This is a genomic window from Actinomyces johnsonii, assembly GCF_006546835.1.
Taxonomy (GTDB): Bacteria; Actinomycetota; Actinomycetes; order Actinomycetales; family Actinomycetaceae; genus Actinomyces; species Actinomyces johnsonii.
On record NZ_VICB01000004.1, the window covers coordinates 445090 to 467131 of the forward strand.

General features: G+C 67.9%; 19 protein-coding genes. 15 read left to right on the top strand and 4 right to left on the bottom strand.

Annotation, left to right across the window (positions count from 1 at the left end; genetic code table 11):
• Positions 1 to 69: 69 nt before the first annotated feature.
• The 3 genes from FK256_RS04665 to FK256_RS04675 are packed head-to-tail and all read right to left on the bottom strand — an operon-like array spanning position 70 to position 3565.
• On the bottom strand, positions 70 to 1740 hold the full coding sequence (locus tag FK256_RS04665; protein WP_141423872.1) for an ABC transporter permease: 1671 nt from the start codon (positions 1738 to 1740) through the stop codon (positions 70 to 72).
• Positions 1737 to 2705, bottom strand: a complete 969-nt coding sequence (locus FK256_RS04670; RefSeq protein WP_141423873.1) for an ABC transporter ATP-binding protein — start codon at positions 2703 to 2705, stop codon at positions 1737 to 1739. Before FK256_RS04670 ends, FK256_RS04665 begins: the two co-directional genes overlap by 4 nt.
• Positions 2702 to 3565 (bottom strand): MerR family transcriptional regulator, encoded by an 864-nt coding sequence (locus tag FK256_RS04675; RefSeq protein WP_141423874.1) that lies wholly within the window; start codon positions 3563 to 3565, stop codon positions 2702 to 2704. Before FK256_RS04675 ends, FK256_RS04670 begins: the two co-directional genes overlap by 4 nt.
• 178 nt (positions 3566 to 3743) lie before the next feature.
• On the opposite strand from FK256_RS04675, the gene pheS reads away from it, so the two are divergent.
• The 9 genes from pheS (at position 3744) to FK256_RS04725 (ending at position 14634) form a co-directional block, all read left to right on the top strand.
• Positions 3744 to 4829, top strand: coding sequence for a phenylalanine--tRNA ligase subunit alpha (gene pheS / locus FK256_RS04680; protein ID WP_141423875.1), 1086 nt, complete (start codon positions 3744 to 3746; stop codon positions 4827 to 4829).
• A gap of 1 nt (position 4830) precedes the next feature.
• Positions 4831 to 7488 (top strand): phenylalanine--tRNA ligase subunit beta, encoded by a 2658-nt coding sequence (gene pheT, locus FK256_RS04685; RefSeq protein ID WP_141423876.1) that lies wholly within the window; start codon positions 4831 to 4833, stop codon positions 7486 to 7488.
• A 131-nt stretch (positions 7489 to 7619) separates the two neighbouring features.
• Entirely contained in the window at positions 7620 to 8138 is a 519-nt protein-coding gene (locus tag FK256_RS04695; protein WP_021606767.1) for a flavodoxin domain-containing protein, read from the top strand.
• A gap of 88 nt (positions 8139 to 8226) precedes the next feature.
• On the top strand, positions 8227 to 9333 hold the full coding sequence (gene argC, locus FK256_RS04700) for an N-acetyl-gamma-glutamyl-phosphate reductase (RefSeq protein ID WP_141423878.1): 1107 nt from the start codon (positions 8227 to 8229) through the stop codon (positions 9331 to 9333).
• Positions 9330 to 10526, top strand: coding sequence for a bifunctional glutamate N-acetyltransferase/amino-acid acetyltransferase ArgJ (gene argJ / locus FK256_RS04705; RefSeq protein ID WP_141423879.1), 1197 nt, complete (start codon positions 9330 to 9332; stop codon positions 10524 to 10526). The genes argC and argJ overlap by 4 nt, the downstream gene beginning before the upstream one ends.
• Positions 10523 to 11449 (top strand): acetylglutamate kinase, encoded by a 927-nt coding sequence (gene argB / locus FK256_RS04710; protein WP_009232031.1) that lies wholly within the window; start codon positions 10523 to 10525, stop codon positions 11447 to 11449. Before argJ ends, argB begins: the two co-directional genes overlap by 4 nt.
• Positions 11446 to 12756: an acetylornithine transaminase gene (locus tag FK256_RS04715; protein ID WP_211343518.1), complete on the top strand. Its 1311-nt coding sequence runs from the start codon at positions 11446 to 11448 to the stop codon at positions 12754 to 12756. The genes argB and FK256_RS04715 overlap by 4 nt, the downstream gene beginning before the upstream one ends.
• Positions 12753 to 13340: an arginine repressor gene (locus FK256_RS04720; RefSeq protein WP_009232029.1), complete on the top strand. Its 588-nt coding sequence runs from the start codon at positions 12753 to 12755 to the stop codon at positions 13338 to 13340. The genes FK256_RS04715 and FK256_RS04720 overlap by 4 nt, the downstream gene beginning before the upstream one ends.
• 70 nt (positions 13341 to 13410) lie before the next feature.
• The gene (locus FK256_RS04725) at positions 13411 to 14634 is read left to right on the top strand and encodes an argininosuccinate synthase (protein ID WP_021606771.1); all 1224 of its coding nucleotides are present in this window, start codon (positions 13411 to 13413) and stop codon (positions 14632 to 14634) included.
• Between the two features lie 195 nt (positions 14635 to 14829).
• Here FK256_RS04725 and FK256_RS04730 read toward each other — a convergent pair whose 3' ends face one another.
• The gene (locus tag FK256_RS04730; RefSeq protein WP_141423880.1) at positions 14830 to 15702 is read right to left on the bottom strand and encodes a formate/nitrite transporter family protein; all 873 of its coding nucleotides are present in this window, start codon (positions 15700 to 15702) and stop codon (positions 14830 to 14832) included.
• 175 nt (positions 15703 to 15877) lie between these two features.
• On the opposite strand from FK256_RS04730, the gene argH reads away from it, so the two are divergent.
• The 6 genes from argH (at position 15878) to tyrS (ending at position 21692) form a co-directional block, all read left to right on the top strand.
• Complete coding sequence (argH, locus tag FK256_RS04735) at positions 15878 to 17482, top strand: argininosuccinate lyase (RefSeq protein ID WP_211343519.1); 1605 nt, start codon at positions 15878 to 15880, stop codon at positions 17480 to 17482.
• A 21-nt stretch (positions 17483 to 17503) separates the two neighbouring features.
• On the top strand, positions 17504 to 18160 hold the full coding sequence (locus tag FK256_RS04740; RefSeq protein WP_141423881.1) for a DNA-3-methyladenine glycosylase: 657 nt from the start codon (positions 17504 to 17506) through the stop codon (positions 18158 to 18160).
• A 141-nt stretch (positions 18161 to 18301) separates the two neighbouring features.
• The gene (locus FK256_RS04745; RefSeq protein ID WP_141423882.1) at positions 18302 to 18727 is read left to right on the top strand and encodes an SRPBCC family protein; all 426 of its coding nucleotides are present in this window, start codon (positions 18302 to 18304) and stop codon (positions 18725 to 18727) included.
• Positions 18724 to 19284, top strand: coding sequence for a MarR family winged helix-turn-helix transcriptional regulator (locus FK256_RS04750; protein WP_141423883.1), 561 nt, complete (start codon positions 18724 to 18726; stop codon positions 19282 to 19284). The genes FK256_RS04745 and FK256_RS04750 overlap by 4 nt, the downstream gene beginning before the upstream one ends.
• On the top strand, positions 19274 to 19888 hold the full coding sequence (locus FK256_RS04755) for a class I SAM-dependent methyltransferase (protein ID WP_021606778.1): 615 nt from the start codon (positions 19274 to 19276) through the stop codon (positions 19886 to 19888). Before FK256_RS04750 ends, FK256_RS04755 begins: the two co-directional genes overlap by 11 nt.
• Before the next feature lie 523 nt (positions 19889 to 20411).
• Positions 20412 to 21692 carry a tyrosine--tRNA ligase gene (tyrS, locus tag FK256_RS04765; RefSeq protein ID WP_141423884.1) on the top strand — a complete coding sequence of 427 codons (1281 nt, stop codon included), beginning with the start codon at positions 20412 to 20414 and terminating at the stop codon, positions 21690 to 21692.
• Positions 21693 to 22042: the final 350 nt, after the last annotated feature.

The following is a 22042-nucleotide window of genomic DNA, read 5'->3' on the forward strand; positions in this document are numbered from 1 at the left end:
GTTTCTTTTGCTCATGATGCCCCTGACGCAATGTGTGTTTTTAAGAGAATGCAAGAACAGTAAGTCGTGTCAGGAGGGCATGTCGCGGCGGGTGTAGGAGGTCAGACCGATCGCGATACCGACGAGGCCGATCACGGTCTGGACGGCCAAGGGCTTCCAGTCGGGGGAGCCGACGACGTCGAGATGGTGCCCGAGGACGCTGAGGTCCTTGGCCCAGTCCTTGAGCTCGACGAGCCCTCCGAAGAACTGAGCGAAGGCGCTCCACGTCACCACCGCCCAGGACAAGCCGACCAGTCGTGGCGCCAGGCCCACGAGGCCCGCCGCTATCCCGATGGCCGCCACCATGCCCGGCATCTGGCTCACTGTGAACACGAAGGCCCGCGCCACGGCGTGGTCGTCCGTGAGCTGGACGGCTGTTGTCGCCGCCAGAACTGCCGCCGAGATGACCAGCAGGATGGCCGATTCGATCATGGCGCCGAGAACCTGTGAGAGGAACAAACGGCTGCGGCTGACTCCGGTAGCAAGCTCGACCTCCACCAGGCCCGCGTGTTCCAGGCCCGCCAACCGGTTCATCCTGCGCACTGCCGCCACGGCCACGAGCAGCACCGTTACCACCGTCAGCAGGGACATGAACTGCTCCACTGCGGACCCCGAGGCCATCTTGCCGACATAGGACGCCGTCGGAGAGTCTGGGGCGAGGAGATCGTTGACGCTTCCCGACACCGAGCCGTACAGGGCCGCAAGACCCGTCGAGGCCAGAGCCCAGCCCAGAGCGCCGCGCCGGGATAGGCGAGTGAGCAGATCCATGTGACCGCGCAGCCTCCACCTGCGTCGAGAGGCGCTGCGGTCGGGTAGGTAGCTGTCCAGGTACTCGCGGTGCGCGGCCAACGCCGCCGCCACGATGACCAAGGCGATGGCAATGACGCCGCACACCGCCAGCACCGCGAACCGGTCATCGGAGTAGGGCCGCACGAGGTCGCGCCACCCCAGGGGGGAGAGCCACCTCAGCCAGTTGGAGCTGCTGCCCTCGGCGACCTGGTCGGCGGCCACCCGCATACCGAAGGCGAGTGCGAGCACGATCATGGACAGGCTTCGAGCCTGACCGACCTGCCGTCCCAGCTGGGAGGCCACTGCCGCAAGGGCGGAGAACGCCCAGCCTACGACGCACACCGTCCCGGCCAGCGCCCAGGCTCCGGAGACGGTCAGCTCTTCGATGTTCTTGGCCTGCCAGGTCAGAATGCCTCCGGCCCCCGCAGACAAGGCGCCGACCGCCGCCCACACCAGGGCCACCGGCACGAGAAAGGGAACCGCCCTGCCCGCACCCGCGGCGCGCAGGATCTCGACGAGTCCCTCGTCCTCATCCGCCCGCAGTACCCGGCAGGTCAGCAGAATCGCCATGAGAGCGGTGCATATCAGCAGGAAGGTCCCGGTCTCCCACTGAAGGAGTTGACCGAGCCGGCCGGGTGTGGGCACGTAGCCGTAGAGCAGTCGCGTTGCCGGAGACTTGCGCATCTGTTCGATGAGCACGGTCCGGGTCTCCAACGAGGGGTAGATGCTCTCATAGCTCGGTGCCGTGACACTGATCAACAACCACAGGGGCAGTACCCAGGCCGCGATCTGCACCCGGAACCGCCTGAGCAGGATCTGCAGGCAGGTGCCCCAGCCGGCCAGGGCGCCGCCTGCCTCGGTCCTGTCGGTCAGAATTCTCCTGACCATTGCTGTGCTCTGCGCGGTGCTCATCGGGACTCCTCGTAATGACGCAGGAAAAGGTCCTCCAGACTGGCCGGCTCACAGGTGACGTCCTGCACCCGATGCTCACCGGCCACACTCAGCACCGCCGGCACCTGCTCGGCCGGCACCTGAAGGCTCAGGTGCCCGGAGTCCTCGACGACCTCGAGATCCATGGCTCTGAGCGCTTGCGCGATCGTGCCGAGTACATCAGGTACATCAGGTACATCGGGGGGCGCTCCCAGTTCGATGCGGGTGCGCGACAGGCGCCGCAGGGTCCCCAGGTCGCCGTGCTCGACGACGCGGCCGTTCTTGATGATCGTCACGGCGCTGCACAAGCGTTGGACCTCGGCCAGGATGTGGCTCGAGAGCAGGACCGTGCGCCCCTCTCCAGCCACCCGGGCGATCTCCTCGGTGAAGACTCTCTCCATGAGCGGGTCCAGGCCGCTGGTGGGCTCATCGAGCACGAGCAGGCGCGTCGGCGCGGCCAGGGCCGCCACGAGCGCCACCTTCTGACGGTTGCCCTTGGAGTAGGTGCGTACCCGTTTGCTGGGATCAAGATCAAATCGTTCGATGAGTTCGGCCTCCCGCTTGGTATCGCGCGATCCACGCAGTCCGGCCAGGGCGTCGAGCACCTGTCCGCCGGTCAGGGGCGGCCACAGCGCCACGTCACCGGGGACATAAGAGACCTGCCGGTTGATGACCGAGGCCTCCTGCCACGGATCGCGGCCCAGCACGCTTACGTTTCCGTCGTCGGGCCGGTAGAGCCCCAGCAGGGTGCGGATCGTTGTGGACTTGCCCGCCCCGTTGGGGCCGAGGAAGCCGTGGACGCTGCCTGCCTCCACCTCCAGGTCCAGGTGATCGAGCGCCCTGAAGCGTCCGAAGTGCTTGACCAGGCCCCGAACACGTACCGGCGGATGAGAACCGGCTTCGACATCGAGGGCCTTGACAGACGCAGATTCGGTAGTGGTTGTCATAGCACTGGCTCCTCTCCCGCCGAGCGGCGGATGGTTGCGGCGAAGTCCGGATCGGCGAGCATGAGCTCCATGAGCTCAGCCACGAAGGCCTGCTGCGCCGGGTGGGGGTAACTGGAGGCGTTCAGCACATGGGTGAGTCGCCACATGGCGCGACCCAAAGTGCCCGAGGGCAGGTCGTCCAGGACGGCCAGGGTGCGCTCCTTGTGGCGGCACGCCAGCGCCCAGCTGTTATGCGCGAGCCGGCGGGCCTCGGCCCGGCCCTCGGCCTCGGTCAGCGTGGATAGCCGGGTGAAGTCCGCGATCTGCTGGGCGGACAGCTCCCGATCGGCCTCATCCAGTCCCTCGATGAAGGGGATCGTGCTATCGGGCACCATGCCCAGTGAGGCGAGTACCACCATCATCTGGCGCTCGGCCCGCAGCCCTCGCATGCTGCCGCCCAGGCGGGTGATCCTGGCCTCGATGTCGTCGTAGAAACGCGTCAGGGCACTGGGGGCGGGGGACAGGCCCTCACCGCGCTCCACCCGGGCGATGAGCTCGTCAATACGGGAGGCCTGCTCGGCCAGGCTGCGTTGCTGCGCCTCGATCGTTCCCCGAGTAGCCCGCAGGTCGCGCAGTACCGCTTCGCGGCGAGAGTCCTGATCGGTGCCGATCGTGTCCGAGGCGAGCATCTCGGCCACCTGCGTCAGCGACAGTCCGCCGTCGGCCAGCCACCGGATGCGCAGCAGGCGGGCCACGTGCTCGACGCCGTACTCTCTCCGCCCCCGTACCGTGGGTGGGATCTCCAACAGGCCCAGGTGATGGTAATGACGCACCGCCCTCGGCGTGGTACCGGCGATTTGAGCGAGCTCCTTGACGCGCATGAATCCATTTCAGCAGGTGACGTAACGTCACCGTCAAGGCCTGGCCGACAACAACCGGATCGGGGCCCGTGAGCGGCCGCACGCCACCCCGACTGCGGGACGATTTACACCCCCGCGACGGCGCAGACTACCCTTAAGGGCGGACAACCCCGGAAACACCTGGTGGAAGGCACCGCATATGACTGACGCTCCCGGCGCGCTCTCGCCCCTGGACGAGGCCGGCATCAACGCCGCCGTCGAGGAGGCCCTGGCCGCCTTCGCCGCAGCCGGCACCCTCGCCGAGCTCAAGGAGGCCCGCCTGGCCCACACCGGCGACGCCTCGCCCCTGACGCTGGCCAACCGGCTCATCGGCACCCTGGACAAGGCGGACAAGCCCACGGCAGGCAAGCTCCTGGGCGGCGCTCGCGGGCGCATCGCCAAGGCTCTGACCGCCAGGCAGGAGACCCTCGAGGCCGCCGCCGAGGAGGAGATGCTGCGCACCGAGGCCGTCGACGTCACTGTCCCCACATCTCGGACGGTGACGGGCTCGCGCCACCCCCTCGACGTCCTGGTCGACGAGGTCACCGACCTGTTCGTCGCCATGGGCTGGTCCATCGCCGAGGGCCCGGAGGTCGAGCACGAGTGGTTCGACTTCGACGCCCTCAACTTCGACGCCGACCACCCCGCCCGCCAGATGCAGGACACCTTCTACATCGACGGCTCCAGCGTCGGGGCGGCCGATGGGCAGGCGGCCAACCTCGTGCTGCGCACCCACACCTCCCCGGTCCAGGCCCGGGTCATGCTCGATCAGCAGCCCCCGATCTACGTGGCCTGCCCCGGTAAGGTCTTCCGTTCCGACGAGCTCGATCAGACCCACACTCCCGTCTTCCACCAGGTCGAGGGCCTGGCCGTGGACAAGGGCCTGACGATGGCGCATCTCAAGGGCGTCCTCGACCACTTCGCCAAGGCCATGTTCGGTCCCGAGGCGCGCACCCGCCTGCGTCCCTCCTTCTTCCCCTTCACCGAGCCCAGCGCCGAGATGGACCTGTGGTTCCCCCAGAAGAAGGGCGGCGCCGGCTGGATCGAGTGGGGAGGCTGCGGCATGGTCAACCCCAACGTGCTCACGGCCTGCGGCATCGATCCCGAGGTCTACACCGGCTTCGCCTTCGGCATGGGCCTGGAGCGCACCCTCATGCTGCGCCACGGCATCGCCGATATGCACGACATCGTCGAGGGAGACATCCGCTTCTCCCAGCAGTTCGGCACCACCGGAAAGGGAAACTGACATGCCCTACGTCCCCATTGAATGGCTGCGCGAGCACGTCGATGTTCCCGCCGGCCTGAGCGCCGAGCAGCTCGCCACCGACCTCGTCCGGGTGGGCCTGGAGGAGGAGCGCATCGTTCCCCCGGCCGTCACCGGTCCGCTCGTCGTCGGCAAGGTCCTCTCGCTCGAGGCCAAGGAGCAGACCAACGGCAAGGTCATCAACTACTGCCGCGTCGACGTCGGCCCCGAGTACAACGATGCCCCCGGCACCGGCAAGGAGCCCTCCGAGCTGCCCAGCCGCGGAATCGTCTGCGGCGCCCACAACTTCGACGTCGGTGACTCCGTCGTGGTCTGCCTGCCCGGCGCCGTCCTTCCCGGCGACTTCCGCATCGCCGCACGCAAGACCTACGGCCACGTCTCCGACGGCATGATCTGCTCCGCCCGTGAGCTCGGCATCGGGGAGGACCACTCCGGCATTATCGTGCTCCAGCAGTGGCTGGCCGAGCACGGCCACGAGGGCGAGGAACCGCCCGCCCCCGGAACCGACGCGATCGGCATCCTCGGTCTGGGGGAGGAGGTTTTGGAGATCAACGTGACCCCGGACCGCGGCTACTGCTTCTCCATGCGCGGCGTGGCCCGCGAGTACTCCCACTCCACCGGAGCCCGCTTCACCGACCCCGCCGACGCCACCGACACGGGGCTCTACCCCAACGGGCTGGCGCCGGCCGGCGAAGGCGGCTTCGACGTCGTCATCCCCGAGGACCCCCGCCCCATCCACGGGCGCCCCGGCTGCGACCGCTACGTTGCCCGCCTCGTGCGCGGCATCGACCCGTCCGCCCCGTCCCCCGCCTGGATGCAGGACCGCCTCACCGCCGCAGGCATGCGGCCCATCTCCCTGGCCGTCGACGTCACCAACTACGTCATGCTCGACCTGGGCCAGCCGCTGCACGCCTTCGACGCCGGAAAGCTCACCGCCCCCATCGTCGTGCGACGCGCTCAGGAGGGCGAGCGTCTCACCTTCCTCGACGACGTCACCCGCACCCTCGACCCCGAGGACCTAGTCATCTCCGACTCCCCGGAGGGGGAGGGCTCGCGCGCCCTGGTACTGGCCGGCGTCTTCGGCGGGGCCCTGAGCGAGGTCGATGCCGAAACCCGCGACGTCCTCATCGAGGCCGCCCACTTCGATCCGGTCTGCGTGGCCCGCTCCTCCAGGCGCCACAAGCTGCCCACCGAGTCGTCCAAGCGCAACGAGCGCGGCGTGGACACCGAGCTGGCCCCCATCGCCGCTCAGCGCGCCGTCGATCTGCTCGTCGAGTATGGCGGCGGGACCGCCGAGCCCGTGGCCACCGACGTCAACCGGACCCGGGCCCCCGAGTCCATCACCATGCGCTCCGACGCCGCCGAGCGCCTCACAGGCGTCGCCTACGGAACCGATCGCGTCACCGAGTTGCTCACCACCATCGGCTGCGCCGTGGAGCAGATCGGCCCGGCCGACGACGGGACCGCGCTTCTCGCCGTCACCCCGCCGACCTGGCGGCCGGACCTGGTCGGCCCTGCCCACCTGGCCGAGGAGATCGCCCGCCTCGACGGCTACGACGCCATCCCGGTCATCGTGCCTACGGCCCCCGCCGGCACGGGGCTGAGCACCGACCAGAGGGCCAGCCGTGATGTCGTGCGTGCCCTGGCCGATGCCGGGCTCACCCAGGTCCTGTCCTACCCCTTCATCGGGGACATCCACGACCTGCTCGAGATCCCCGCATCCGATCCGCGCCGCCAGGCGGTCCGTTTAGCCAATCCCCTGGCTGAGGACGCCCCCTACCTGCGCACCAGCGTGCTGGACTCCCTGGTGGAGGTCGCCCGGCGCAACGTCTCCCGCGGCCTGGCCGACGTGGCCGTCTTCGAGATCGGGTCTGTCACCCATCCGGCCGGCACCGTCCCCGCACCGATCCCCGGAACCGACAACCGGCCCAGCGACGCCGAGCTGGCGGCCCTGCGAGCGGGCATCCCCGCTCAGCCCACCCACGTCGGCGCCGTCATGATCGGTGAGCGCACTCGCACCGGGGTCCTGGGGTCGGGCCGCCGCTGGGACTGGGCCGATGCCATCGAGGTGGTCCGCACTGCGGCCGGCGCCCTGGGCTTGGAGATCGTCGTCATCGCCCCGGAGCAGCCCTACGCCCCCTGGCACCCCGGACGCACCGCGGAGATCCGGCTGCCCGGCCTCCGCCGGGGCAAGAAGATCGAGCCCGGGGCGCTCGTAGCCCACGCCGGTGAGCTCCACCCCCGGGTGGTCCGCGCACTCGGACTGCCCGAGCGCGCCTGCGCCGTCGAGATCGATCTCGACCCGCTGCTGGAGGCCGTACGCAGTTCCGGCGCGCTTCAGGTCAAGGCGGTCTCCACCTTCCCGGCCGCCAAGGAGGACATCGCCCTCGTCGTCGACGAGGCAGTCACCGCTGCCCAGGTCGAGGATCTGGTCAGGCAGGCCGTCGGGGAGCTGGGCGAGGAGGTTCGCCTCTTCGATGTCTTCCGAGGCGCCCAGCTCGGTGAGGGCAAGAAGTCGCTGGCCGTGTCCCTGGTACTGCGCGCTCCCGACCGCACGCTGACCGCCGAGGAGACCGCCAGTGTGCGCAAGCGCGTGGTCAAGCGGGCCGCCAAGCTCCTGGGAGCCGAGCTGCGCAGCTGAGCTGCGCAGAGCCCCTTCGCGTTGCCGGCGGCCATGGTGTGATGCACACCATGGCCGCCGGTGCATCTTCGACACCTTCGTCGGGTAACGGGTCCCAGACAGCGGGTGTGGTCTCCGCAATACTAGGCGCTATGAAGATCCTGCTTACTTCTTCCTCCAAGCACGGGTCCACCGACGAGGTGGCCGCGGTGATCGCCGAGCGGCTCCAGGCTGCTCAGATCGATGTGGAGACCAAACGCCCCGAAGACGTCGACACCGTGGACGACTACGACGCCTTCGTCCTGGGCAGTGCCGTCTACATGACCAAATGGACGCCGGAGGCGGTCGACTTCACCAAGCGCTTCCACGACGCCCTCAAGGCCAAGCCTGTGTGGGCGTTCTCCGTGGGGCTCTCCGGCCTGCCGAAGGGCAAGGTCTCCGACCCCATGCGCATCGGCCCGGTCCTCCTGGCGCTCGACCCCGAGGACCACATGACCTTCGCAGGTCGCTTCGACCCCTCCCGGCTCAACCTGCGCGAGCGCTCTATCGCCAAGCTCGGGGGCGCCTCCGAAGGAGACTTCCGCGACTGGGGCGAGGTGCGGCAGTGGGCGGATGCCATCGCCACCTCGCTCCACGACGACACGCTCACCGGGGGTCGGGAGCGACCCTGACTGTCGCCGCAGGGCGCTCCAGGAGGAGAAAGATCACAGCAGCCTCCGGACATATGTATTTCTATGCATGTGGATGTATGGTTACTGCATGACTTGGACAGTAGCTGTTGCCGGAGCCACCGGATATGCGGGCGGTGAGGTTCTGCGCCTGCTCGCCAATCATCCTGAGGTGACGATCGGTGCGCTCACCGCGGCCTCCTCCGCCGGTAGCCGTCTGGGCGACCACCACCCGCACCTGCTGTCTTTGGCCGACAGGATCGTCCAGTCGACCGAGGCGGAGCTTCTCGCCCAGCACGACGTCGTCGTCCTGGCCCTGCCCCACGGTGCCTCCGGAGCCATCACGGCCGCAATCGAGAAGCTCGGGACCGGTGGCGCCACTCCTCTTCTCATCGACTGCGGAGCGGACCACCGGCTGACCAGCAGACAGGCGTGGGAACTCTTCTACGGCTCTGACTACGCCGGCGCCTGGACCTACGGCATGCCCGAGCTCCTGCATGCGGGTGAGTCGCACGCCCGCGCCCAGCGCACCGAGCTCGCCTCCACCAGGCGTATCGCCGTTCCCGGCTGCAATGTCACCGCCGTCACCCTGGCGCTCCAGCCCGGTGTCGCCGCCGGACTCGTTGACCCATCCCGGTCAACCGCGGTCCTGGCGGTGGGCTACTCCGGTGCTGGCAAGGCGCTCAAGCCTCACCTCACCGCCGCCGAGGCGCTGGGATCCGCCCAGCCCTACGCCGTCGGCGGTACCCATCGGCACATCCCCGAGATCATTCAGAACTTCGAGGTGGCCGGCGCCCCTGCCGGCTCGACGCGCCTGTCCTTCACCCCGGTCCTGGTCCCCATGAGCCGGGGAATCCTCGCCACTGTCACCGCCCCCCTGACTCCGGCTCTGCGTGAAATCCCCGACCCCGAGGCCGCCGTGCGGACGGCCTGGGAGACCGCCTACGGGGCGTCCGGAAGAGGCGAGAGCCTCATCCACCTCCTGCCCGAAGGCACCTGGCCCGCGACGGGCACCGTCGTGGGCAGCGGCACCGCTACCGTCCAGGTCGCCATCGATCGCGGTGCAGACACCGTGGTCGCCATGTGCGCCGTCGACAACCTCGGCAAGGGCACCGCCGGTGCCGCTCTGCAGTCCCTCAACCTGGCCCTCGGCCTGGAGGAGACCACCGCTATCACCACCCAAGGAGTCGCACCATGAGCGTGACCGCTGCTCGGGGCTTCCGAGCCGCCGGCGTACGCGCAGGCCTCAAGACCTCCGGCAAGCCCGACCTCGCCCTCGTCGTCAACGACGGCCCGCTTGATACCGCTGCCGGAGTATTCACCACCAACCGCGTCGTCGCCGCGCCGGTGGTCTGGTCGCGCCGGCTCCTAGCCGGTCAGGAGGGCGGCCAACCAGGCCGCGCCCGTGCCGTCGTCCTCAACTCCGGGAGTGCCAACGCCTGCACCGGGTCCCAGGGCCTGCGCGACACCGAGGCTACCGCCGCGCGCGCCGCCGGACTCCTGGGAGTCGAACCAGGTCGAGTCCTGGTGTGCTCCACCGGCGTCATCGGCGAGCGCATCGATATGCCCGTCCTCCTGGAGGGGCTCGACGTCGCCACCCTCGCCCTGGCCGATACTCCCCGGGCTGGAACCGACGCGGCCACCGCCATCATGACCACCGACACCGTCTCCAAGGAGGACACCCTCACCATGGGCGCCGGTGAGGAGAAATGGACCATCGGCGGCATGATCAAGGGCGTGGGCATGCTGGCACCGGGCCTGGCCACGATGCTCGCCGTCCTCACCACCGATGCCGTCCTCACCCCCCAGGAGGCGCAGGACGCCCTGGCGTCTGTTACAGCGCGAACCGTCAATCGGATCAACTCCGACGGCTGCATGTCCACCAACGACACAGTCCTCCTCCTGGCCTCCGGCGCATCCGGGAATACGCCCTCTCGGGCCGAGTTCGAAGAGGCACTGACCGGAGTGATGAGCAGACTCGGTCGCCGCCTCGTGGCCGACGCCGAGGGAGCCACCCACGACATCGCGATCACGGTCAGCAGCGCTGTCAGCGAGGCGGCCGCCGAAGCCGCGGCCCGCACCGTGAGCTCCTCCAACCTCCTCAAGTGCGCCGTCGCCGGGGCCGACCCCAACTGGGGGCGCGTCCTGTCCCAGCTGGGAACCGTGCCCGAGGACGTCTGCCCCTTCGACCCCGAGGAAGTCGACGTCGCCATCAACGGCGTCACGATCTTCCGCCACGGCGCCCCCGACCAGGACCGGGACTCAGTGGACATGAGTCCTCGCGAGACCCGCATCGACATCACCCTGTCAGCAGGGCAGGCCGAGGCCACCGTGTGGACCAACGACCTCACCCACGGATACGTCACCATCAACGCGGACTACACAACATGAACCGGACACCCCTCGACCCGCAGATCAAGGCATCCGTCCTGCTGGAGGCCGTGCCGTGGCTGCGCACCTACAAGGGCGCCACCATGGTCATCAAGTACGGCGGCAACGCCATGGTGAACGACGACCTCAAGCGAGCCTTCGCCCAGGACATCCTCTTCCTCCATCAGGTCGGGGTGCGCCCCGTCGTCGTCCACGGCGGCGGCCCCCAGATCAACGCCATGCTCAAGCGGCTGGGCATCAGCTCGGAGTTCCGCGGAGGCCTGCGCGTGACCACGCCCGAGGTCATGGACGTGGTCCGTATGGTGCTCACCGGTTCCGTGCAGCGCGAGCTCGTCTCCCTTCTCAACACCGACGGCTCCGCAGCGGTCGGCATCAGCGGTGAGGACGGCGGGATCCTGCAGGCCCGTCAGCGCCTGGCGACGGTGGACGGCGAGAGCATCGACGTGGGCCTGGTCGGCGACGTCGTCGACGTCAGCCCACAGCCGATCATCGACCTGCTCGACCAGGGCCGCATTCCCGTCATTTCCTCGGTCGCCCCGTTGACGACGGACTCCGAGACCGTCCTCAACATCAACGCCGACACGGCCGCCGCCGCGATCGCCGTGGCGCTCAAGGCCCGCACGCTCCTCATGCTCACCGACGTCGAGGGGCTCTACGCCGCATGGCCCGACCGCGGCTCGCTGGTGCCCTTCATCAGTGCGGCCGCGCTCGAGGAGCTCCTGCCGACGCTCGAGTCTGGGATGATCCCCAAAATGGAGGCCTGCCTGAGGGCCGTCTACGGCGGAGTCGCACAGGCCCACGTCGTCGACGGGCGCCAGGCCCACAGCATGCTCCTGGAGATCGTCACCGACCAGGGTGTCGGTACCGTCATTCACCCCGGGGACACCCCGATACCGCCACTGAACGGAGGCAAGAGCCTATGACCACACAGGCAAGAACCCTCTCAGAAGCACCGGCTCCCACCACCGACAGCACCGACCCTGCCGCCGGTGCGGCCAGCGGTGACGGTTCGGCCAATGCCAACTGGCTGAACCGCTACACCGACGCCGTCATGAATACTTTCGGCGCTCCCGGCCGGGTGCTGGTCCGAGGCCGGGGCGCCCGCGTTTGGGACGCCGACGGCAAGGAGTACACCGACCTCCTGGCCGGGATCGCCGTCAACTGCCTGGGCCATGCCCACCCCGCGATCGTCGAAGCCGTGACCGACCAGCTCAACACCCTCGGCCACGTCTCGAACTTCTTCACCACTCCCGCCCAGGTCCGTCTCGCCGAGGAGCTCATCTCTCTGACCTTCCCGGGGCCGGCCGCACGCGAGTCCCGGGTCTTCCTGGCCAACTCCGGGACTGAGGCCAACGAGGCCGCCTTCAAAATCGCCCGCCGCCACGGCGGCAGCAGCCGCCCTCGCGTCCTGGCGCTCCAGGATGCCTTCCACGGGCGGACCATGGGCGCCCTGGCCCTGACCTACAAAGCCGCCTACCGAGAGCCCTTCGAGCCACTGCCCGGCGGGGTCGAGTTCATCCCGGCCGGGGATGTCGGGGCACTGCGCAACGCACTGGGGCCGGACGTGGCCGCACTCATCGTCGAGCCTATCCAGGGCGAGGCCGGGGTCCGCGAGCTGCCCGCCGGGTACCTGGAGGCCGCCCGAGAGCTGACCAAGGCCGTCGGCGCTCTGCTCATCATCGATGAGGTCCAGACCGGCATGGGGCGCTCCGGCGCCTGGATGGCGCACCATCTGATAGCCCCCGGCGTCGTCCCCGACGTCGTCACCTTCGCCAAGGGGCTGGGCGGCGGCATCCCCATCGGCGCAGTCGTCGCCACCGGCGAGGCCGCGACCCTCCTAGGACCCGGTCAGCACGGCACCACCTTCGGCGGCAACCCAGTGGCCTGCGCCGCCGCTCTGGCCGTCATCGAGACCATCGGCAGTCAGGACCTGCTCGGCCGGGTCGAGAGGCTCGGCTCCGCCTGGGCCCGGGACCTCGCGGCCGTCGACGGCGTCGACCAGGTACGCGGCCGAGGCCTGCTAATCGGCATCGGACTGGCAGAGGGCCTCCCGCCCGCAGGCGAGATTGCTGCCGCTCTGGCTGCTCGCGGCTTCATCGTCAACGCGCCGCGTCCCGACACGATTCGTCTGGCGCCGCCCTTCATCCTGTCCGACGACGACGCCCGAGCCTTCACCACCGCCTTGTCCGAGGTCCTCACTCGGGCACTGTCAGAGAAGGCCGACTCATGAGCGCCACCACCGAGGCCACTACCCAGCGTGATCTGGCGGCAACGGCCCCAGTGGTGCCCTCCACCAAGACCGCCCGGCACGCCAGCATCGTCCAGATCCTCTCCCGTGAGCGCATCCGCTCCCAGGCCCAGCTGCGCAAGGCCCTGGCTCAGCGCGGCATCAGCACCACCCAGGCCACACTCTCGCGGGACCTGGTGGAGTTGCGGGCCACGAAGATCCGCGCTCCGGGCGGAGAACTCATCTACTCGATGCCCGAGGCGGGCGTTCCCAGACAGATTCACGCCGGAGGCTTCACCACGGAGGAGACCGACGACTCCCTGCCGGCCCACACGACTCCCCGCCTGACCCGATGGTGCGCCGAGCTGCTCGTCACCGCCGAGTGGGCAGGCCCCCAGGTGGTGCTGAGAACCCCGGCCGGAGCCGCACAGCTGCTCGCCGGAGCCGTCGACGACGCGATGATGCCCGGGGTCCTGGGCTGCATCGCCGGAGACGACACCGTCCTGGTCATCACCCGCAGCAGCCAGGTCGCCGCCGACGTGGCCGGTCACCTGCTTGCGCTGGCCGACCCCTCGACCCGATCCTGAACCATTCCCAACGCCCCTCGTCCCCTCATCACCGGTTCATCAGTGTCACCGCGAAGAGAAGAGATATCCCATGAGTACCCACAAGGACCGTGTCGTCCTGGCCTACTCCGGAGGCCTGGACACGTCTGTCGCCATCGGCTGGATCGGTGAGGCCACCGGCCGAGAGGTCGTCGCCGTCGCCGTCGATGTCGGCCAGGGCGGCGAGGACCTTGAGGTAATCCGTCAGCGAGCCCTCGACTGCGGTGCCGTCGAGGCCTATGTGACCGACGCACGAGATGAGTTCGCCAACGACTACTGCATGCCCGCCCTCAAGGCCAACGCCCTCTACGAGGGAACCTATCCGCTCGTCTCCGCGCTCTCCCGCCCCGTCATCGCCCGCCACCTGGTCAAGGCCGCCCGCGAGTTCGGCGCCCGCACTGTGGCGCACGGCTGCACCGGCAAGGGCAACGACCAGGTCCGCTTCGAGGTCTCCATCACCTCGATGGCCCCTGACATGGACTGCATCTCCCCGGTGCGAGACTTGGCGCTGACTCGCGACGTCGCCATCGACTACGCCGAGAAGCACAACCTGCCGATCGAGACCACCAAGCACAACCCGTTCTCTATCGACCAGAACGTCTGGGGGCGCGCCATCGAGACCGGCTTCCTGGAGGATTTGTGGAACGCCCCCACCAAGGACGTCTACGTCTACACCGATGACCCCGCCTACCCGCCCCTGCCCGACGAGGTGATCATTTCCTTCAAGGAGGGCGTCCCGGTGGCAATCGACGGCCGTGACGTCAGCCCGCTGGAGGCCATCCAAGAGCTCAACCGCAGGGCCGGGGCACAGGGCGTGGGCCGCATCGACACAGTGGAGGACCGGCTCGTGGGCATCAAATCCCGCGAGATTTACGAGGCCCCCGGGGCGGTGACCCTCATCGAGGCGCATCAGGCGCTCGAGGCCGTCACCCTGGAGCGCATGCAGCGCCGCTACAAGCGGAGTATGGAGCAGACCTGGGCCGAGCTCATCTACGAGGCGCAGTGGTACTCCCCGCTCAAGCGCTCCATGGATGCCTTCATCGAGGATACCCAGCGCTACGTCAGCGGCGACATCCGCATGGTCCTGCACGGCGGCCGGGCAACTGTCACCGGGCGCCGCTCCGAGACCGGCCTGTACGACTTCAACCTGGCCACCTACGAGAGCGGAGACACCTTCGACCAGTCCTCCTCCCGGGGGTTCATTGAGATCTACGGCATGCAGTCCAAGCTCGCCGCCGCTCGTGACGTGCGTGCCGGTAACGGCCAGGGATTCTGATCGGGGTCTCGACCGGGACGATGAGCGGCAATCCGCCTCGTCGCCAGCCTGCTCAGCGTCGTCGGTGAGGAGGAGACATGACGAACCGGTTGCCACCGCCTGCAGCAGTGCGGTGGCAACCGGTTCGCTCGTTGTCCTGTCGTGGCGGACGGACGGGCCGACTGATGGCCGGAGGACGTCTACCTCGGTCTCGGTCTACTCTCCCGCCTGCACCTCGTCCTTGTGGAGCTGTCGGCCCAGCCAGCGGGAGTCGTCGTTGGCGTAGGCGTAGTAGCCGCCGATCAGCAGACCACCGCCCACGAAGTTGCCCAGCAGCGCCACGGCCACATTGCCCAGTGCTGGCATGACGTCGATTCCGTGCGTCAGGCCGATGACGGTGAACAGCACCGTGTTGGCCACCGAGTGCTCGAAGCCGAGGAAGGCGAAGACGAATACGGCCATGATCATCGAGAAGATCTTGGACCAGTCCTCGCGGATGAAGCCGTTGTAGATGAGGAGCATCGCCAGATTGATCATGAAGTTGCACAGGATCGCCCGCACGAAGAGGTCGCCGATCCCCGAGGCCGACGACAGATAACCGAGCTTGGCCTCCACCGAGTGCAGGGCCTGCTCGCCGGTGGGTCCTTCCACGAGTGAGGAGAAGTGGTACATGACGGCGAAGACGAGACCGCCCATGAAATTGCCGGCCAGGCACATGAACAGCACTCTCAGGGTTCTCCACGCCGAGATGCGCTTGTAGTAGTAGCCGATGACGACCACCATCATGTTGCTGGTGAGCAGCTCGGACTTCGTGTAGTAGATGAAGACGAGGGCGGGGCCGAAGGCCAGCGCCCCGAGCATCTTTCCGATCCCGGCCAGGGAGGTCTCCCCAACGTGAAGGCCGCTGAAGATACCGACGATGGCGTAGTTCACAATGTAGAAGACCGCCACGATCATGCCGGCCATTGCCGCGCGCATGAGGTAGCGATGGGCGATCGCCCCGGTCATCCTGGTCTTGGTCTCCAGCGCCTCGAGCACGGTGGAGATGAATTGCTTGCCTGGGAAAAGGGCGTCTTGTTCGGCGGGCATGGCTCATCATGACATGGCGGGCGAGCCGCTGGGCAGGTCCTTCTTCCTTCCCGTTGGTCGGTGTCGCCCGACCTGCCCCCGCCCTCGTGCTTTCCTCAAGAGAGACGAGGGCCCTTTGCCGCCGATCCGCCATAGAACCATTCCGGACCGGTCACTGAGGCGCCGTTGTCGGTGGATGGGCCATGATGGGGGTATGAGCCAGTCCTTCAACCACTCCGCCACCTCGAGCGCCGCTCAGTCCGGCCCCTCCGACTCGCATCAGAACTCCAAGCCGATCGGCGTCAGCCTGTGGGGTGGGCGCTTCTGCGGGGGGCCCGCCGACGCACTGGCCGCACTGTCAGTGAGTACCCACTTCGACTGGCGCCTGGCCCGATACGACATCGCCGGGTCCCGCGCCCATGCCCGTGCCCTGGCACAGGTCGGCCTGTTGGACGAGGACCAACTGGCCGGCATGCTGGACGCCCTGGACCGCCTTGAGGCCGACGTTGTCGCCGGTGTCTTCGTCCCCGAGGCCACTGACGAGGACGTCCACACGGCTCTGGAGCGCGGGCTCATCGAGCGCGCCGGTGACGACCTGGGCGGGCGTCTGCGTGCCGGACGCAGCCGCAACGACCAGATCGCCACTCTCATCCGCATGTACCTGCGCGACCAGGCGCGCCACGTGGCCGGGCTCGTTCTCGACGTCGTCGACGCCCTCATCGATCAGGCGGCCCGAGCCTCCGATGCCATCATGCCCGGACGCACCCACATGCAGCACGCCCAGCCGGTGCTGGTTGCCCACCAGCTGCTCGCCCATGCCTGGCCGCTCATGCGAGACGTCGAGCGCCTCGAGGACTGGGACGCGCGCGCTGCCGTGAGTCCCTACGGCTCCGGTGCGCTCGCCGGCAACACGCTCGGCATGGATCCCGACGCCGTGGCCGCCGACCTCGGTTTCGAGGCGGCCGTCGAGAACTCCATCGACGGCACGGCCTCCCGCGACGTCGTTGCTGAGCTGAGTTTTGTCCTGACGATGGTGGCGGTGGACGTCTCGCGCCTGAGCGAGGAGATCATCATCTGGAACACCAAGGAGTTCGACTTCGTCGTTCTCGACGACTCCTACTCCACGGGTTCGTCCATCATGCCGCAGAAGAAGAACCCGGACGTGGCCGAGCTCGCCCGGGGCAAGGCCGGGCGCCTTATCGGGGACCTGACGGGTCTACTTGCCACCCTCAAGGCCCTGCCCCTGGCCTACAACCGGGACCTGCAGGAGGACAAGGAGCCCGTCTTCGACGCCGTCGATACCCTGGCCGTCCTGCTGCCTGCCGTCAGCGGCATGGTGAGTACGATGACCCTCCGCTACGAGCGCATGGCCGCTCTGGCTCCGCAGGGGTTCTCCCTGGCCACCGACGTGGCCGAATGGCTGGTCAAGAACGGCGTGCCCTTCCGCCGCGCCCACGAGATCTCCGGCGCCTGCGTGCGCGAGTGCGACAGGCGCGGCATCGAGCTGTGGGACCTGTCCGACGACGATTTCGCCGCCATCGATGAGCGGCTCACCCCCGGTGTGCGCGAGGTCCTCTCGGCAGAGGGGGCGGTGGCAGCCCGTACCGGGCACGGCGGCACTGCACCGGTGCGCGTCGTCGAGCAGCTCGCCCGGGCCATCGCCCGCAGCGCCGAGCTGCGAGTCTTCGCATGGGAGGGCTCCTTGCTGGACGGCCCCGCAGGTCCTCAGTGGCCCGAGCCGGAGGAGTTCGATGACGAGGACGGCGATGCGGACGGCGGGGCTGACGTGGAGCGGGGCTGAGCGAGCTCGCAAGGACGACTGATGAGGGCGCCTGCGGTGGAACTGAGTCCCGAGGCCGTCTCACTCCTGAGCCGCGACAGCCTGGAGGTGGCCCCGGCGCTGCTGGGCGCCGTCATCGCTGTCGCCTGTCCGGAGGGGAGCGTCGCGATCCGCCTGACCGAGGTGGAGGCCTATCGGGGCGAGGAAGACCCCGGTTCCCACGCCTTCCGAGGGCTCACAGCGCGCAACGCCTCCATGTTCGAGGCCGGCGGTTGCATTTACGTCTACTTCACCTATGGCATGCACCACTGCCTCAACATCGTCACCGGACCGGCGGGAATCTCGCGAGCGGTGCTCCTGCGAGGGGGAGAGGTGGTGGACGGCATCGAGCTGGCACGAACCCGTCGCCCCGCTGCGCGTACCGATCGCGACTTGGCCCGTGGACCGGCCCGGCTGTGCTCCGCGCTCGGGCTGGACCGATCCGACGACGGCGAGCCGCTGGGCGGACCGGGATCACGTATCAGCCTGACGCTGCCGGAGTTGCAACGGGTGCCGGATGCTGAACGCATCCGGTGCGGGCCGCGCACCGGGGTCGCCGGCCCCGGGGGAGACGGAGAAGCCTTCCCGTGGCGCTTCTGGCTGGATGGAGAACCCACCGTCTCAACGTACCGGCCCGCCGTCACCAGGCGACGCTCATAGGACTGAACTTCACCGAGCCTCACGGCCGTTAAACACCCAGCTTGCCAGAGCCTCGCCCATCCGCTAATAATAGGTACACAGATTATCGCTACACAGACTATTCGTGTTGTGGACCCGCTGAGGGCGGAGGAAGGACAGGCCATGTGGTCGACTGAGTGTCAACGGATAGTGGAGCTCCCGGTGGAAGTCCTGTGGGAGACTTGGATCAAAGTCCTCTCCGGTGAGATTGAGCTCCCAGAGGGAGACCGTTACGAACCGCGCGAGCCCGTAGGGCCCGGTGCATCGATCGCGATGACACCGGCCGGGCAGGACAGCGTCGAGATCACGGTGACGCGCTGGGAACCCCCTCATGTCCAGGCCGACCGGGTCTCCTACAGGGGCGTGGAGCTGACCTTCACGCACTCCTTCATATCTGAGCAGACACAGGGGAAGAGCGTCGTGACTACCCGCCTCGACATCGACGGGCCCGGAGCCGATGACGCAGGCCCGGTGATCGGCCCGAGAATCGCAGCAGACTTTCCGCAGGCCCTCGACTCACTCATCGCGGCTGCTAGGGTCGCCATGTGAGAACACGGTTCCAGGGGCCGGAGGCGAGCCCCGGCTTCCTCATGTGGAGGACCGCGCTGGCCTGGCAGCGCGACATCGCTGCCGCCCTGGAACCAGTTGGACTGACGCACTCCCAGTTCGTCCTCCTGTCCTGCACGCAGTGGCTCGAGGAGCAAGGGGACGGGGCCAGCCAGGTGATGATCGCGGCCCAAGCGGGAATGGACGTGAAAACCGCCAGCCAGGTGCTGCGCCGGTTGGAGCGGGCCGGCCTTGTCTCGCGTCAGCAGGATCCGAACGACGCCCGTGCCCGGATCGTGACAACGACAGCGGCAGGGCGAGATGTCGGGGCCCGGGCAACGCCTCTGGTGGAGGATGCCGATGAGGCGTACTTCGCCGCCGTGCCCCACCTGCGCGAGGCACTGCTGCGCGACGCCGGTGCCGTGGTGCGCAGCCCCACAGCGCACCGCAGCGAGGAGACCGATGCGTCCGTCGGCCGGAGTGTGAACCCCAGGCCCCCTGGTGACACAGCCGGTCCGACCGAGGTGGCTGCTCCGTCAGGTTCTCACAGTGGCCGATGACTACTGGAACCACAATGTCGCTTTTCACCGGCGCATTGTGCGGGACGCGGCGCGGCGCGGTGGTAGCGCGCTCGATGTCGGATGCGGCGACGGGCTCCTGCTCGCGCGCCTGACAGCGGTGTGCCGCTGCGTCGTCGGACTCGATCCTGACGAGCAAGCCGTTGCACGAGCGCGTCGTCGCCTGGAACAGATCCCGCAAGCCAAGATCCTGCTCGACGACGTCATGGACCCGGGTCTGCCCGAGCGCATCGGAACCTTCGAGACCGTCAGTTGCGTGGCAACCCTGCACCACCTCCCGCTGGAGCCAGCCCTGACGAGGCTGAGTGGGCTGGTGGCACCCGGTGGGCGACTCATCGTCGTCGGCCTGGCCGCCAATAAGAGCCCATGGGACTGGACGCTGTCTGCCCTCGCTGTCCTCCCACTGCGCGTGATCGGTGCGATGCACCGGGAGACCCCCGATATCGGCGTCGTCACGAGCGCTCCAAGAGAGTCTCTCGACGAGATCCGCGCAGCGGCAACTCGGAGCCTTCCCGGGGCCAGGGTTCGACGGCGCTTCTACTACCGCTACACCCTCATCTGGGACCGCCCCGTCAAGGACTCATGAACGTTCCCCGTATTTCGCTCGGATCTCGCCAGATACACCGATCCCCATACGCACCCGTACGAGCTGCTGCGCTCCGAGCTCGGCGAAATCGAGCCCTGGTCCGCCGAGCTGATGAGGCTTCCCGGCTTCGGCCCGGAGAGGGTCGATCTCGTCGCCCTCATGGTCTACGACTGCCCCCGGTTCATCTTTGATGCCTACGCCAGGCGCCTACTTCGTCAAGCCGGCTATGAGATGGGGCGGGGTTATGAGGACGCTCGTCGTGCTCACGAAGCAGCGATGACCGGCAGCGGCCTCGGCATCGACCGGCACAAGGACTTCAACGGACTGATCATCGCCGTCTGCCAACGCGCGCGTGCAGCGGGCGGTCGGCGTGACAACGACGCCGGTCTGATGCGACCGCATCGTGGAAGCTGGGCCGGGACATGGCAGACTATCCGCGCCGGAGGTTTCAACCGGCCCCGGGCGCGACGTGCCGGGACAACGCGTGCAGGACGCACGACGACCCATGGAAGGCGACTGGACAGTGACGGACATCCTGGACGAACTGCAGTGGCGCGGGCTCATTGCCCAGCACACGGACATCGATGCGCTGCGCGCCGCGTTGGCCGATGAAACCGTCACCTTCTATTGCGGGTTCGACCCCACGGCACCGAGTCTCCACCACGGCCACCTCGTGGCCGTCAAGGTGATGCGCCACCTTCAGCTCGCCGGACACCGCCCTCTCGCACTCGTGGGCGGAGCGACCGGGCTCATCGGCGACCCGCGCGCCAAGGGCGAGCGCACTCTCAACACGAAGGACGTCGTGGCCGGATGGGCTGCCGACCTGCAGGAGCAGCTCGAGAACCTTCTCGACTTCAGCGGGGACAACCCGGCGCGGATCGTCAACAACCTGGACTGGACCCAGGCGATGAGCGCCATTGACTTCCTGCGGGACCTGGGCAAGCACTTCCGCATGGGCACCATGCTCTCCAAGGACATCGTCGCACGCCGCCTGGCCAGTGAGGAGGGCATCTCCTACACCGAGTTCAGCTACCAAGTCCTCCAGGCCAACGACTACCTCGAGCTCTACCGGCGCTACGGCTGCACCCTGGAAGTGGGTGGCAACGACCAGTGGGGCAACCTCGTGGGCGGGATGGACCTCATCCACAAGGTCGAGGGCGCCTCGGTCCACGTCATGACCAACCCGCTCATCACCAAGGCCGATGGCACCAAGTTCGGCAAATCCGAGGGTGGGGCGATCTGGCTCAACCCCGAGATGCTCAGCCCCTACGCCTTCTACCAGTTCTGGCTACAGGTCGACGATGCCGACGTGGCGCGCTTCCTCAAGGTCTTCACCTTCCTGGAGCGCGAGGAGATCGAGCGCCTCGAGGCGGTTACCGCCGAGAACCCCAAGGCGCGCGAGGCCCAGCGAGCCCTCGCCCATGAGGTGACGACGTGGGTCCATGGAGCCGAGGCCACGGCACAGGCCGAGGCGGCGACCGCGGCCCTGTGGGGACGCGGGGATCTCGCAGACATCGACGAAGCGACAATCCTGGCCGCAACGGCGGACCTCGCCTCCGGCGACGTGGTGACGGGCGAGACCACGATCGTGGATCTGCTCGTCAGTACCCAGTTGGAGCGGGGGCGTAACGCCGCCCGCAAAACCATCGCCGGAGGCGGGGCCTACCTCAATAACGTCAAGGTGGAGGACGACGCCACGGTGATCGGTCCCGAGCACCTGCTCGCCGGGGGAGTGGTCCTGGTGCGCAAGGGAAGGCGCAACTTGGCAGTTGGTCGATCGGCTCAGTTCCCTTCAAAGATATAGTCCGATTTTCGACCGAGCTGACGCGGTGACGGCCTCTGTGGGCACCGTCACCGCGTTTGCGTTTGACGGTCAACAGACCTGTGCGTAATGTTCTCTCCGGCCCGGAACGAGGAGGACAAGTCCTCAAACCGACCGGGAGTTGAGAACTGAAGAGAACCGAAGGGGAGACGAGGGTCACCGAACCATCGTTTGACTCCAGATAATCGGATCGCTAAAGTTTCTCAGGCGCTTCTGGAAAGGAAAACGGAAGACGAAAGTCTTTCGAAGAGTTTCCAGTGGGTGTGTTGTTTGAGAACTCGATAGTGTGTCATGTTTTTTATGCCATTTGGTTCTGGGGGGCTGTGCATGGC